This window comes from Aliiroseovarius marinus, assembly GCF_004360145.1.
Classification (GTDB): domain Bacteria; phylum Pseudomonadota; class Alphaproteobacteria; order Rhodobacterales; family Rhodobacteraceae; genus Aliiroseovarius; species Aliiroseovarius marinus.
This window is the reverse complement of the sequence record NZ_SAIT01000011.1, coordinates 27,548-40,456: the sequence shown is the minus strand read 5'-3', so window position 1 is coordinate 40,456 and position 12,909 is coordinate 27,548. Positions and strand designations below refer to the sequence as shown.

Below are 12,909 nucleotides of genomic sequence, written 5' to 3'. Positions count from 1 at the left end.
GCTCGGACGTCATCCTTGACCGGATGATGTCGCTGCACCCGAAAATCATCGACCTGACGCTTGATCGTGTTTGGCGGCTGCTGGGGGCCGTGGACAACCCGCAGGACAAACTGCCTGCGGTCATTCATCTGGCAGGGACGAACGGCAAGGGCTCGACCCAAGCGATGATCCGCGCGGGGCTTGAGGGCGCGGGCAAGGCCGTGCACGCCTACACTTCGCCGCACCTCGCGCGCTTCCACGAACGCATCCGCCTGGCCGGTGAGCTGATCAGCGAAGACGCCCTGAGTGAGGTGCTGGACCGCTGCTATGCTGCCAATAACGGCGAAAACATCACCTATTTCGAGATCACAACCGTCGCGGGGCTGATGGCCTTCGCCGAAACGCCTGCCGACTTCACTTTGCTGGAAACCGGGCTGGGCGGTCGGCTGGACGCGACCAACGTCGTCGAGAAACCCGCGCTGACCGTGATCACCCCGATCTCGATCGACCACACGCAGTTTCTGGGCGAAACCCTGCCCGAGATTGCAGGCGAGAAAGCAGGCATCCTGAAACGCGGTGTGCCCTGCGTGGTTGGCCCGCAGAAAGACGAAGCGCTTGAGGTGATCGAGGCGCGTGCCGCCAAGCTGGGCTGCCCCCTGTTCGTGCACGGCCAGCACTGGCATTTCTGGGAAGAGCGTGGACGGCTGATCTTCCAAGACGAAAACGGGCTGCTGGATCTGCCCCTACCCGCCCTGATCGGCCCGCACCAGATCGAAAATGCTGGCGCCGCAATCGCTGCCCTGCGCGTGTTGGGCTTTGACGAAGCCGCCTGCGAGGCCGCGATGCGCGACGTCACATGGCCCGCGCGGATGCAGCGTTTGCGCAATGGCCCGCTGATCGACGCAGCAGGCGACGCCGAGCTGTGGCTGGATGGCGGTCACAACCCCGCCGCGGGCGAGATGCTGGCAGGCGTACTGGCAGATCTGCCCAAGCGCCCCACTCATCTGGTCTGCGGGATGCTGAACACCAAGGACATCGCGGGATATCTGCGCCCGTTGGCGGGTGTGGCCGATAGCCTGACCGCCGTGTCCATCCCGGACGAGCCCAACACCCTACCTGCCGAAACCACGGCAGAGGAAGCCGCGAAGGTCGGGATGACCGCGCGCACCGCAGACTCGGTCGAGGCCGCGATTGCCGCCATCACGCAAACCGATCCGCAGTCGCGCATCCTGATTTGCGGGTCCTTGTATCTGGCGGGCGCAATCCTGCGCGAAAACGGCTAAGACGGCGAATTTCACGGGCGTGATCACAAAATTAATTTTGCACGGTCACGCCCAACCGCATCAAGAACACGAGTCAAACCCCCGAAAAGAATCACTTTTTTACCCGATTCGCGAATCGGCAGTGATTCCATGTAAAACGTTGACGGTTTAAGGGGTTAGCGCCTATAAATAGAGTATTCTATAGGCAAAGTCCGCAATAAGTGGACGGCTTATCGAGCAGTACATTTCGCCGGGGCGGCAAAGTGATTCGCACGGGGCAAGAATTACCTATGCCTTTGTGATCACAAACTAACATCGTGACTCTTTGCCTAACCCAGCGGCGCTTCGGGGTATTCCGACCCCATCCGAGTTAGGCAGGCAGGTGCAAACCTGAGGGGTCGCAGATGCGCGGCCCCTCGTCCCGCCGCTAGTCGTCCATTCCCCAGTCTTTGTCCTGCATCTCGCGCAAGCGACTGGCCGTGCGTTCAAACTCGAACGAACCTTCGCCTTCGACATAGAGCATCTCGGGCAGGGCCGCAGCGGATGCGATCAGGCGCACCTTCGCCTCATAAAGCGCGTCGATCAGCGTGACGAAGCGCTTCGCCTCGTTGAAGTTCTGACGGCTCAGGCGCGGAATGTCTTCCAGCACCAACAGCTTCACCGCATTGGCGACGGTCAGATAGTCACCCGGCCCCAACATCGCGCCGCACAGATCATGGAACCGCGCCCGCGCGGCCCCGTTGCGATAGGCGGGCAACACGACCTCGCGCCCTTTGACGGTCAGCACCAAGGGCTCGGCCTGCCCGCCGGTCAAATCCCTCCACAGCGCATCAATCGCCTGCCGTGCTTCCGCATTCGCGGGGCTGAAATAGACCTGCTCGCCCGCCAGGCGATCTTGGCGATAGTCGTTCGGACTGACCAGTTCGTGCACCACCATCTGATCTTTCAGAAGTGCTATGAAAGGCAGGAACAACTGGCGGTTCAGCCCGTCTTTATACAGTTCATCCGGGTGGCGGTTCGACGTGGTGACAACAACCACACCCGCGTCGAACAGCTTTTCGAACAATCGCCCGACAATCATCGCATCGGTGATGTCGGTGATTTGCATTTCGTCAAAAGCAAAAAGCTTTACATCGGCGGCGATCTTCGCAGCGACCGGCGCCAGCGGGTCATCCACGCCGGTCTTGCGCGCCTCGGCCATGCCCTCGTGCACCTCTTGCATGAAGGCGTGGAAATGCACGCGGCGGGCGGCGGTGTTTTCCAGACTGTCGACAAACAGGTCCATCAACATTGACTTGCCACGCCCAACGCCGCCCCACAGGTACAGCCCCTGCGGCACCTCTTCGGGTTTGGAATGAAACAGCCCACCCAGAATGCCCCGCTTGCGCTTGGGGGCGGCGTCCAGATGTTCGCGGATGTCTTCGAGGCCCGGCAGGCAGGCCTCTTGTGCGGGGTCGCGGGTAATCTCGCCAGATTGGGCAAGGGCATCATAGGTTTGGATCAAATTCGCCATGACCGACAGATAAAACGCCGCGTCACATAAGGAAAGGTTAAGTGGCACATCAAAAAGCAAGAATTGACGCAGTGCGGCTATTGTCTGACATTGCTGCTATGGAACAAACGCGCGCGCCCCTTATCACGCCGGTCCTTGTGGCTGGTTGTCTTATCATTCTGATCAGCTTTGCGATCCGGGCCAGCTTCGGCGTGTTCCAGATCCCGATTGCCACCGAATTCAACTGGCCCCGCGCCGAGTTTTCGCTGGCGATTGCGATCCAGAACCTTGCCTGGGGCATCGGACAGCCGATTTTCGGCGCGATTGCCGAGAAGATCGGGGACCGCAAGGCGATCATTATGGGTGCGATTGTTTATGCAGTTGGTCTGGTCGCAAGTTCGATGGCCGTGACGCCGGAAGCGCACCAGATGCTTGAGGTGATGGTGGGTTTCGGCATCGCGGGCACCGGGTTTGGCGTCATTCTGGCCGTCGTGGGCCGAGCCTCGAGCGACGAGAATCGCTCGATGGCTCTGGCAATTGCCACCGCTGCCGGGTCCGCCGGTCAGGTTTTCGGGGCTCCGCTGGCCGAATACTTGCTGAGTTTCATGACGTGGCAAAACGTTTTTGTTGTCTTTGCTGCCGCCATTCTGGCCACGCTGGCCCTGCTGCCGCTGATAAAGACCGAGACCATCGCCAGTAAGTCCGAGCTGGAAGAAAGCATGGGACAGATCCTGATCAAGGCGTTCAAGGATCCCAGCTATACGCTGATCTTCCTGGGTTTCTTTTCCTGTGGCTATCAGCTGGCCTTCATCACCGCCCACTTCCCGGCCTTCGTGACCGAGATGTGCGGGGCGATTGATCCGTCAGGCACGCTGGCCGCGGTTGGGGTCTCGACGACTTCGGCGCTGGGGGCGATTTCGATCTCGCTGATTGGGTTGGCCAATATCGCGGGCACGCTCTTTGCGGGCTATCTGGGCAAGACCTATTCGAAGAAATATCTGCTGGCGGCGATCTATGCCGGGCGCACGATTGTGGCTGGGTTGTTCATCCTGATGCCGATCACGCCGACCTCGGTCATTATCTTCTCGATCGCGATGGGGTCACTGTGGTTGGCAACCGTTCCGCTGACGTCGGGTCTTGTCGCGCATATTTATGGGCTGCGTTACATGGGGACGCTTTATGGGATCGTCTTCTTCTCGCACCAGTTGGGCAGCTTTTTGGGCGTCTGGCTGGGCGGCCGGATGTATGACGCGTTTGGCGATTACACGCTGGTCTGGTGGATCGGTGTGGGGGTCGGGGCGTTCTCGGCCATTGTGCATTTGCCGGTGAAAGAGCGGCCATTGTCGGCGCGCACGGCGTAAGTTTCGGTGGCTCACTTCGTGAGCCTGAGGGGCGCTGCCCCTTGCATGAGTTTCCTTCGGAAGCTCATGCTACCCCGGGATATTTATGGCAAGAAAATGCGGGCGCGTTTCAGACGGGCAGCGCCGTGGTTTTGAACACCGTACGCAGGGCGAAGCTGGACTGCATCCCCTGAACACCCGGTAGGCGGGCGAGGTATTGGCGGTGGATGCGCGCGAAATCTTCGGTGTCTTGGGCGACGACTTTCAGAATATAGTCCGCTGTGCCTGCCATGAGGTGGCATTCCAGAACGTCCGGCACCCGTGCAACCTCGCGTTCGAAGGCGTCCAGCACTTCGTCGGCCTGACCTGACAGCGTGATCTCGACGAAGACCGTGGTCGGGCAGTTCATTTTACGCGCATCCAGAAGCGCCACGTAATCCTTGATAAAGCCCTCGGCCTCGAGTCGTTGGACCCGGCGATGGCAGGCGGACGGAGACAGGTTCACTTTCTCGGACAGCTCTGCGTTCGAGATGCGGCCAGTGCGCTGCAATGCCCGCAAGATGCGACGATCTACGCTATCAAGTTCCAATTTCGATCACATTCCTTGCGCTGTTTGCGCCATCGGCGCAGATTTCTTCGAAGAACTATACCCAACACGCCACATCTTTTCAAAGCAATTGCGTCGGGACACCCCCAAGATCAAAGAAGAACAGCCTATTTTTTCAGCGCTAGGGAGAAGGAGGACACCCCCATGCTGATCGGATGCCCGAAAGAGATCAAACCACAGGAATTCCGCGTCGGATTGACGCCCGCCGCCGCAGGCGAGGCCATCGGACGTGGCCATTCCGTCATCGTTGAAACCAATGCCGGGATGGGCGCTGGGTTCTCGGATGACGATTACCGCGCCGTTGGTGCGACCGTCTTGGACACGGCCGAAGAGGTCTTTGCCAAGGCCGACATGATCGTGAAAGTGAAAGAGCCGCAGGCCGTCGAGCGCAAGATGCTGCGCGAAGGTCAGCTTCTGTTCACCTATCTGCACCTTGCCCCCGATCCCGAGCAGACCCATGACCTGCTGGCCTCGGGCTGTACCGCGATTGCGTACGAGACCGTGACCGACAACAATGGCGGCCTGCCCCTGCTGGCCCCGATGTCGGAAGTTGCCGGACGTCTGGCCCCGCAGGTTGGCTCGTGGACCCTGCAGAAGGCCAATGGCGGTCGTGGTGTGCTGATGGGCGGTGTGCCCGGTGTGGGCCCGGCCAAGGTCGTTGTAATTGGCGGCGGTGTCGTGGGCACCCACGCGGCCAAGATCGCGGCTGGCATGGGCGCGGATGTGACCGTTCTGGACCGCTCGCTGCCGCGTCTGCGCTATCTGGATGACGTCTTTGGCGGCACCTTCAAGAATCAGTACTCGACCGCTGCGGCCACCGCCGAGCTGGTCCAGCAGGCTGACATGGTGATCGGCGCCGTTCTGATCCCGGGCGCGGCCGCCCCGAAACTGGTCAGCCGGGCGCAGCTGTCGACCATGAAACCGGGCGCTGTGCTGGTCGACGTGGCCATCGACCAAGGTGGCTGCTTCGAAACCTCGAAGGCGACCACCCACGCTGACCCGATCTATGAGGTCGATAACGTGATGCATTACTGCGTGGCCAACATGCCGGGCGCAGTTGCGCGCACCTCGACCATCGCGCTGGGGAACGCCACCCTGCCCTTCATGCTGTCGCTGGCCGACAAGGGCTGGAAGCAGGCATGTGAAGACGATCCGCATCTGCTGAACGGCTTGAACGTGCACGCGGGCAAGCTGACCTACTATGCCGTTGGCGAGGCCCTTGGCCTTGACGTCCTTTCGCCAGCCTTGGCGCTGAAGGCCTGATCCTCCCTTCCCAGGCCTTTTGAAAAGCCCCGCCATTGTGCGGGGCTTTTTGTTTTCGGCGCAATGGGTCCCCAAAACGAAAGAAGCCCCGCCAGATGGCAGGGCTTACTTCAGGATTGAGATGGTAGCGTGGGGCGGACTTGAACCGCCGACCCCAGCATTATGAGTGCTGTGCTCTAACCAGCTGAGCTACCACGCCATCTCATATCGGAGGTCCGAATATTCCGGCACGCTGCCAGTGTCAAACGAAAAACGCCAGAAATCGGCAAACGGGCGCAGAAATTTCAAACAAAAGGGCGCCGGTTTTTCCGACGCCCTTTCGCGGTCCAATTGGGCCCGTTTTATTTCTTCAAAGCGTCGCGAATCTCGGTCAGCAGATCCAGTTCGCTGGGGCCTGCGGGGGCCTCTTCCACGGCTTCTTGTTCCTTCTCGGCGGCCTCCTTGGCCTTGTTGACCATCTTAACCAGCATAAAGACAACCCATGCGATGATCAGGAAGTTGATCACGGCCATGAGGAAGGCGCCATAGGCGAAGACCGAAGCGCCCGCCTCGCGCGCGGCTTCAAGCGACGCGCCTGCGGCGACATCGCCTGCCAGCACCGCATATTTGTTGGTGAAATCCACACCACCGGTGAACAGACCGATAAAGGGATTGATCAAATCGTCGACCATAGATTTGACGATCGCGGTGAAGGCGGCACCGATGATGATACCAACAGCCATGTCCATGACATTGCCCTTGGCGATGAAATCCTTGAATTCTTTAAGCATACTGTCCCCGTATGTTTCGTGATCGTGCACCATGCATGATCCTGTTCGCATTAGGGCCAAATATACACGGAGACCGCGAATTTTTGCTGGGGAAAAATCTGACTGACGTCACCGCAAGCTGACGTCAGGGTCAGCTTGGGAGGGTGCCGTTCAGCACATAGGCCAGAATCTCGACCACTTGCGCAGGCTCGCGGGCGACGGCAAGTGCTGCGGCATCGACCTCTTTCAAGGCGTGATCATGTTCGGGCATTTGCAGGATGATCAGCGACTTGCCCTTGGCAGCCGCATAGCCAGCGTCGAAGGCTGCGTTCCACTGGCGGTATTTCTCGCCAAAGCGGACGACGACCACGTCTGCATCCTCGATCCCCTTCCGGGTGCGGATGGCGTTGATCATCGCGCCTTTGTGGTCGTGCCAGTACTTGTTGGGCTCTTCACCCAGAATGGCCACACCGCAATCGTCCGAGGCATCGTGATCGGTGACAGGGGCCGAGAAGGTGACGTCCAGATCCTTGGCGCCGTCGACGATCTGCTCGCGCCAATCGGTGTGGATTTCGCCGGAAAGATAAACGGAAAGAGTCATAGGAAGTCCTTTCATCCCCAGACGTTAGGCACGCGACCGCACGGGTGGGCGTGGAACACGCCCGCCATGGGGCGGGCGGGCGTGTGCCGGGCCGCAAAGCGCCCCGGCGAAAGATTTAGCCGCGCAGGCTTCCGCCCGTGGCTTTCTCGACCTTCTGGACGATCTTCTGGCTAACCGCCTCGATGTCCTTGTCGGTCAGCGTCGCGTCACGCGGTTGCAGGCGTACGGTGATGGCGAGGGATTTCTTGTCCTCACCCAGCGATCCGCCGATGAATTCGTCAAAGACGTTCACATCCGTGATCAGCGCCTTGTCGGCACCTGCGGCGGCATTCACCAGATTGATGGCTTCCACATTGGCGTCAACAACGAAGGCAAAATCACGTTCGACAGGCTGCAAATCGGACGCGCCCAGCGCCGCGCGGCCCGTGCCTTTGGCTTTCGGGAACGGCACTTTGGCCAGATGCACTGCGAAGGCCACGACGGGACCTTTCACGTCCATCTCAGCGATTGTCTTCGGGTGCAGCTCGCCAAACGCGCCAAGGATGTTCTTCGGACCCAGACCCAGCTTGGCCGAGCGGCCCGGGTGCCACCACGCGTTCATATCGCGCACGAAGGTCAGCTTGGCGGGCGCGCCTATGGCGGCCAGCACAGCCTCGACATCTGCTTTGGCGTCATAGGTGTCGACCGGGCGACGCGCGCCGAAACGGTCGCGCGGGCCGGTGTGACCGACGAGGATACCGGTGACCATCTGCTCGTACTCATCCGGCTCGCCACCGTGGAAAACCGGGCCGACCTCGAACAAGGCCAGATCCATGAAACCGCGCGCTTGGTTGCGAGCGGCGGCTTGCAGCAGACCGGGCAGCAGCGACGGGCGCATGTGGCTCATCTCGGACGAGATCGGGTTCGCCAAAGCTACGTCATCGCCACCGGTGCCAAAGCGTTCCGCGCTGGCCTGATCAATGAAGCTGTAGGTCACACATTCATTGTAGCCCAGCGCCGCCACGGTGCGCCGCGCAATGCCTTCGCGCTTTTGCATCGGGGTCAGGATCGCTTTGGGCACGCCAACATGGCTGCGCGGCAGGGGCTTGCCGACCAGCTTGGTCAGGGATGCCACACGGGCGACTTCCTCGACCAGATCGGCTTCGCCGAGCACGTCAGGACGCCACGACGGCACATGGGCCATGTCGCCTTCCAGCGTGAAGCCCAGCGCAGTTAGTGTCTTGCGCTGCTCATCGGCGGGAATGTCCATGCCCACCAGCGACTGCACGCGGTCGGTGTCCAGCTTATAGGCGCGCGAGACGTCCGGCACTTCGCCAGCGACTACAACATCCGATGCCTCGCCCCCGCAGAGATCAAGGATCATCTGGGTCGCGGCCTCGATCGCCGGGGCGTTATATTCCGGGTCGATGCCGCGCTCATTGCGATACCGCGCGTCCGAGTTGATCTTCAGCGCACGGCCGGTTTTCGCGATCTGGATCGTGTCCCAGACAGCGGCCTCAAGGAAGACGTTCGTAGTCTCTTCGGTACAGCCCGTGGGCAGACCGCCCATGATGCCCGCAATCGATTCAACGCCTTCCGCGTCCGAGATCACGACGGCGCCCTCGGGGAAGGTGTATTCCTTCTCGTCCAGACCCATCAGGGTCTCGCCACCCTTCGCGCGATGCACGCGCAGGTCGCCTTTGACCTTGTCGGCATCAAACACGTGCAGCGGGCGGTTCATGTCGTAGGTGAAGAAGTTGGTCACATCGACAAGGGCCGAGATCGGGCGCAGCCCAACCGCTTTCAGACGCGCCTGCAACCACGCAGGCGACGGGCCGTTCTTCACGCCTTTGATCAGACGGCCCATGAAGACGGGCGCATCATCGCGGGTGTCGTCATCAATGGTTACGTTGATTGGGCTGGGGCCGTTGCCTTCAACCTTGTGCTCTTTCAGAGGCTTCAGCGTCCCCAGACCACGGGCGGCCAAGTCGCGCGCAATGCCGCGTACGCCCAGCGCATCGGGGCGGTTCGGCGTGATCGCAATCTCGATCACCGGGTCCACCTTGGTCGGGTCATTGGCGGCCAGCCAGTCGACGAATTTCTCGCCCACCTCGCCCGAAGGCAGCTCGATAATGCCGTCATGCTCGTCCGACAGCTCCAGCTCGCGCTCGGAGGCCATCATGCCGTGGCTTTCCACGCCGCGGATTTTACCAACCGAGAGCGTCACGTCGATGCCGGGTACATAGTCGCCGGGTTTGGCCAGCACCACGGTGATGCCCTCGCGCGCATTCGGCGCACCGCAAACGATCTGCTTTTCGCCCTCGTTCGTCTCGACCGTGCAGACACGCAGACGGTCGGCATCGGGGTGCTTCTCGGCCGATTTCACCTTGGCGATGGTGAAGGCGCCCAGACGGTCCATGGGGTTGAAGATATCCTCAACCTCGAGCCCCAGATCGGTGCAGGCATCGGCGATCTCATCGACGCTCGCGTCGGTGTCGAGGTGGTCTTTCAACCAAGAGATTGTGAATTTCATTCGCTTTTCTCCGAAATCCGGCTGTCTTGCACTTCTAACTTAGGGCCACCAGCTGCGTATTTATTCGTGCCGATGCCTACTATCGAAATGACAACAGCCGCAAGAGCAAGACTTGCCACGACAACATTCCCCAACCTCGACTGCCAATCCGACTTTTTGCGCTTAATGAAAGCTATCGGTATGAGATCAGAGTAGGTGTATCTTTCCACTTCACCCCCACTCGAAGTAACAGATGTAACTGAACTAAAGTCGATCCCTCTAAAGGTGGCCTTTGTTTGCTTCTTCGGTTCGATTGGGGGCAGAAGATATTCATACGATCCGTTTGCAACCTCACGAAACTGAACCGGAACATCTGGATCTACGCTAAATCTTTGAGGTTTCTGGGAAACTAGTATCGAGACTTCTGCCGAATTCACTTTCCCGTCATTGTATACGACGACGGCGGTGGATCTGATGGGGTCATCGAAGCGCTCTCTGATCTCCTTGAAGCCCCACGAAGCCCATTTTTCTTGGTTCACCTGCTTCGCATCTTCGAGCAGTTGATCAACAGTAATATGGAGAGCACTTTCCATACCTGAACTGTCATTGTGGGTTCGAAACCAAATTAGCCTAGCTTCTCCATTCAGCCATTTTTCAACTGATCTCCAGAGCAATCGACCGACAACCGCAGCCAATATACCCCCAAATAGAAGTAAGGCATCACGTCCGTCGATCACCTACTCAGCCCTCCACGCATAGTTGGAACATCAAGCGAGCTGAAGCCATAGTGGCGCAGCCAGCGCAGGTCTGAATCAAAGAACGCGCGCAGGTCGGGGATGCCGTATTTCAGCATGGCCAGACGGTCGATGCCCAGACCGAAGGCAAAGCCTTGCCACTCGTCGGGGTTCACGCCCGCTGCCGACAGCACTTTGGGGTGCACCATGCCAGAGCCGAGGATTTCCATCCAGTCGTCGCCCTCGCCCAGTTTCAGGGTGCCGCCTTCCCACGAGCAGCGGATGTCGACTTCGGCCGACGGCTCGGTGAAGGGAAAATGTGACGCGCGGAAGCGCAGTTCGATGCCGTCGATTTCAAAGAAGGCGCGGCAGAATTCTTCCAGCGTCCATTTCAGGTTCGCCATCGAGATGTCTTTGTCGATCGCCAGCCCCTCGACCTGATGGAACATCGGGGTGTGGGTCTGGTCGTAATCCGAGCGATAGACGCGGCCCGGTGCAATCACGCGGATCGGTGCGCCGGTCTTCTCCATCGCGCGGATTTGCACCGGCGATGTGTGGGTGCGCAGCACGTGCGGCGGGCGGTTGTCGCCTTCGTCGCGGTGCATGTAGAACGTGTCGAACTCCTGCCGCGCAGGGTGGTGCGGCGGGATGTTCAGGGCGTCGAAGTTATACCAATCACTTTCGATCTGCGGACCTTCCGCGACCGAGAAGCCCATGTCACCGAAGATGGCCGAGATTTCCTCGGTCACTTGGCTGATTGGGTGGATCGAGCCTTGGCGCTGCGGGCGGCCCGGCAGGGTGACGTCCAGCCATTCGGTGCGCAGGCGTTCGTCCAGTGCGGCATCGGCCAGCGCGGATTTCTTGGCGGCGATGGCCGAGTTGATCTCGTCCTTCAGCGCGTTCAGCTTGGGGCCGGCCACTTGGCGTTCCTCGGGCGTCATCTTGCCCAGCTCGCGCATTTTCAGGGCGACTTCGCCCTTTTTGCCGACCGCCTGCACGCGGATATCTTCCAGCGCTGCCTCATCCGCAGCCCCACCGATTGCGTCCAGATATTTTGTTCTGAGCTCGTCCATCTCGGTCCCTTTGCTTCGCACCGCTTCCAGCTAGCGAATAGAGGGCAAAATGGCAAGCGGGGGAAGGGGTTCAGGGCGCGTTCAATGCGTGAAGGCGGCTTTCAAGGAACGCTGCTTGCGCGGGGACGTCGGACAGGGCGATGGCCGTGCGATAGCTTTCGGCGGCATCGTGGTCGCGGCCAAGGCGGGCCAGAAGGTCGGCGCGGCAGGCATGGAAGGGCTGGTAGCGGGCGAATTTGCCCTCCGCTTCGACCGAGTTCAGCAGGGCCAGCCCCGCCTGTGGGCTGTCGGCATAGGACAGCGCCACGGCCTGATTGATCTTTAGGACCGGGTTGGGCTGGCGAGCATAAAGCACGTCATAGAGCGCCACGATCTGCGCCCAGTCGGTCGACGCAAAATCGTCTGCCTGCGCGTGCACCGCGCTGATCGCCGCCTGAAGCGCATACGGCCCCGCGCGGCCCATCGAGAGGGTGGTTTCAACCAACTCCAGCCCCTCGGCGATCTTGGCGCGGTCCCAGCGGGCACGGTTTTGAAGCTCCAGCGGAATGAAGGCCCCACCCTGCCCCTGCCGCGCCAACCGTCGACTTTCGCCCAGCAGCATCAGGGCCAGAAGGCCGTGCGCCTCCGCATGGTCAGGCAAGAGGCCGGTCAGGATGCGCCCCAGCCGGATCGCTTCGGCCACCAGATCGCCACGGGTCAGCTGGCCGTCGGATGCCTGATAACCTTCGTTGAAAATCAGATAGACGACGCGCAACACGGCATCGGTGCGGTCATGCAGGTCCTCGGGCTCGGGCAGTTTGAAGGGGATACCAGCGCCCGCGAGCTTTTTCTTGGCACGGGTCAGGCGGGCGGCCATGGCATCGGTTTTGTCCAGAAACGCGCGGGCGATCTCGGCCGTGGTCAGCCCGCCCAGCGCGCGCAAGGTCAGGGCCACGCGGGATTTTTCCTCGAGCGCGGGGTGGCAGCAGGTATAGATCAGTTCCAGCCGGTGGTCGGTAATCAGCATCGGCGTGTCCTCGGGATCGCTTTGGTGCTGTTCAAGCCAGAGGGTCAGTTCAGCCTCTTTCCGGGTCGCGGTGGCACTGCGGCGCAGACGATCCAGAGCTTTGCGTTTCGCGACCGAGATCATCCACGCGTCCGGATGACGCGGCGCGCCTTTCTCGGGCCAGACCTCAAGCGCTTTGATAACCGCGTCCTGCAAGCTATCCTCGGCCAGCGCGTAGTCGCCAATGGACGACACAAGCGCCGAGAGGATGCGCCCCCAGTCTTCGCGGATCAACCGCGTGACCTGCGCCTGAACATCAACCGGGGGCAGCAT

General features: G+C 60.6%; 11 protein-coding genes and 1 tRNA gene. 3 read left to right on the top strand and 9 right to left on the bottom strand.

The genetic code is table 11. The features are described 5' to 3' along the window. The first annotated feature begins 23 nt into the window (after positions 1–23). Positions 24–1,262, top strand: coding sequence for a bifunctional folylpolyglutamate synthase/dihydrofolate synthase (locus tag EOL43_RS12185; protein ID WP_133489351.1), 1,239 nt, complete (start codon positions 24–26; stop codon positions 1,260–1,262). 406 nt (positions 1,263–1,668) lie between these two features. On the opposite strand, the gene zapE is transcribed toward EOL43_RS12185, so the two are convergent. Next, the gene (gene zapE / locus EOL43_RS12180) at positions 1,669–2,754 is read right to left on the bottom strand and encodes a cell division protein ZapE (protein WP_133488975.1); all 1,086 of its coding nucleotides are present in this window, start codon (positions 2,752–2,754) and stop codon (positions 1,669–1,671) included. Between the two features lie 98 nt (positions 2,755–2,852). Between zapE and EOL43_RS12175 the strand changes: the two genes are divergently transcribed. Then, the gene (locus tag EOL43_RS12175) at positions 2,853–4,094 is read left to right on the top strand and encodes an MFS transporter (protein ID WP_133488973.1); all 1,242 of its coding nucleotides are present in this window, start codon (positions 2,853–2,855) and stop codon (positions 4,092–4,094) included. A 109-nt stretch (positions 4,095–4,203) separates the two neighbouring features. On the opposite strand, the gene EOL43_RS12170 is transcribed toward EOL43_RS12175, so the two are convergent. Beyond that, a complete protein-coding gene (locus tag EOL43_RS12170) occupies positions 4,204–4,662 on the bottom strand; it encodes an Lrp/AsnC family transcriptional regulator (RefSeq protein ID WP_133488971.1) in 459 nt (152 codons plus the stop codon). A 162-nt stretch (positions 4,663–4,824) separates the two neighbouring features. Here EOL43_RS12170 and ald point away from each other — a divergent pair, with 162 nt between their 5' ends. Next, the gene (ald, locus tag EOL43_RS12165) at positions 4,825–5,943 is read left to right on the top strand and encodes an alanine dehydrogenase (protein ID WP_133488969.1); all 1,119 of its coding nucleotides are present in this window, start codon (positions 4,825–4,827) and stop codon (positions 5,941–5,943) included. A 122-nt stretch (positions 5,944–6,065) separates the two neighbouring features. On the opposite strand, the gene EOL43_RS12160 is transcribed toward ald, so the two are convergent. From EOL43_RS12160 to EOL43_RS12130, 7 genes are all read right to left on the bottom strand, one after another. Then, positions 6,066–6,142: transfer RNA gene (locus tag EOL43_RS12160), tRNA-Met, on the bottom strand. Positions 6,143–6,284: 142 nt separating this feature from the next. Beyond that, positions 6,285–6,713: a large conductance mechanosensitive channel protein MscL gene (gene mscL / locus EOL43_RS12155; protein ID WP_133488967.1), complete on the bottom strand. Its 429-nt coding sequence runs from the start codon at positions 6,711–6,713 to the stop codon at positions 6,285–6,287. 130 nt (positions 6,714–6,843) lie between these two features. Beyond that, positions 6,844–7,293, bottom strand: coding sequence for a YtoQ family protein (locus EOL43_RS12150; RefSeq protein WP_133488965.1), 450 nt, complete (start codon positions 7,291–7,293; stop codon positions 6,844–6,846). A 115-nt stretch (positions 7,294–7,408) separates the two neighbouring features. After that, positions 7,409–9,805, bottom strand: coding sequence for a phenylalanine--tRNA ligase subunit beta (gene pheT / locus EOL43_RS12145; protein ID WP_133488963.1), 2,397 nt, complete (start codon positions 9,803–9,805; stop codon positions 7,409–7,411). After that, positions 9,802–10,521 (bottom strand): hypothetical protein, encoded by a 720-nt coding sequence (locus EOL43_RS12140; protein WP_133488961.1) that lies wholly within the window; start codon positions 10,519–10,521, stop codon positions 9,802–9,804. Before EOL43_RS12140 ends, pheT begins: the two co-directional genes overlap by 4 nt. Then, positions 10,518–11,591, bottom strand: a complete 1,074-nt coding sequence (gene pheS, locus EOL43_RS12135; protein ID WP_133488959.1) for a phenylalanine--tRNA ligase subunit alpha — start codon at positions 11,589–11,591, stop codon at positions 10,518–10,520. The genes EOL43_RS12140 and pheS overlap by 4 nt, the downstream gene beginning before the upstream one ends. A 70-nt stretch (positions 11,592–11,661) precedes the next feature. After that, on the bottom strand, positions 11,662–12,909 hold the full coding sequence (locus tag EOL43_RS12130) for an RNA polymerase sigma factor (RefSeq protein WP_133488957.1): 1,248 nt from the start codon (positions 12,907–12,909) through the stop codon (positions 11,662–11,664).

Coding starts and splice junctions, on each gene's coding strand:
- EOL43_RS12185 (WP_133489351.1), top strand. CDS start 24: ATGATGTCGCTGCACCCGAAAATCATCGACCTGACGCTTGATCGTGTT.
- zapE (WP_133488975.1), bottom strand. CDS start 2,754: ATGGCGAATTTGATCCAAACCTATGATGCCCTTGCCCAATCTGGCGAG.
- EOL43_RS12175 (WP_133488973.1), top strand. CDS start 2,853: ATGGAACAAACGCGCGCGCCCCTTATCACGCCGGTCCTTGTGGCTGGT.
- ald (WP_133488969.1), top strand. CDS start 4,825: ATGCTGATCGGATGCCCGAAAGAGATCAAACCACAGGAATTCCGCGTC.
- mscL (WP_133488967.1), bottom strand. CDS start 6,713: ATGCTTAAAGAATTCAAGGATTTCATCGCCAAGGGCAATGTCATGGAC.
- EOL43_RS12150 (WP_133488965.1), bottom strand. CDS start 7,293: ATGACTCTTTCCGTTTATCTTTCCGGCGAAATCCACACCGATTGGCGC.
- pheT (WP_133488963.1), bottom strand. CDS start 9,805: ATGAAATTCACAATCTCTTGGTTGAAAGACCACCTCGACACCGACGCG.
- pheS (WP_133488959.1), bottom strand. CDS start 11,591: ATGGACGAGCTCAGAACAAAATATCTGGACGCAATCGGTGGGGCTGCG.
- EOL43_RS12130 (WP_133488957.1), bottom strand. CDS start 12,909: ATGCTGCCCCCGGTTGATGTTCAGGCGCAGGTCACGCGGTTGATCCGC.